The organism is Pseudomonas sp. MD195_PC81_125 (assembly GCF_014060985.1).
Lineage (GTDB): Bacteria > Pseudomonadota > Gammaproteobacteria > Pseudomonadales > Pseudomonadaceae > Aquipseudomonas > Aquipseudomonas parakoreensis.
In genome coordinates this window covers 1-535 of record NZ_JABULD010000807.1, presented here as the reverse complement: position 1 = coordinate 535, position 535 = coordinate 1, and the positions used below count along the sequence as shown (strand labels likewise).

The 535-nt window shown below is 54.6% G+C and carries 1 pseudogene; it reads left to right on the top strand.

Annotated elements, in window-relative coordinates:
• Positions 1 to 223: 223 nt before the first annotated feature.
• Positions 224 to 535, top strand: a pseudogene (locus tag HT737_RS29415) (hydrolase); the annotation flags it as partial.

The window sequence follows — 535 nt, the reverse complement described above, 5'->3', positions numbered from 1 at the left end:
GCATCAGCCACTTCCACGAAGGTCTGCAGTTCTTCGATATCCACGCTTGCGTTCCTCTTTTCGCGACACAGCACGTCGCGCAATGCTACTACTGCGTCGAACATGGGAACAGCACAATGGATTTTCCGGGCATGGCGTCATTCGCACATGTCTCGGAATCCATCACCCGCACAGGCTCCGGCCTGATTCATAAACGTGCGTCACCCATGAAAAGGATTTGCCGATGGCAAGCGAGACTCTCCGCAACCCCCATACCGATCAGCTACTGACCCCGGAAAACTCGGCGTTGATCATCATCGATTATCAACCTGTTCAGGTTTCTTCGATCCGCTCGATGCCGCGTGATGAACTCGTCTTCAACATAACCAGCGTCGCGAAGGCGGCGGTCAACTACAACCTTCCGATCATTCACTCGACAGTCAATGTCGGGACCGGCCGCAACAAGCCGCCGATTCAGGAGTTGCAAAAGGTGCTCGGCCATCTGCCGACCTATGACCGCACATCGATCAACAGTTGGGAGGACACGCAATTCAAG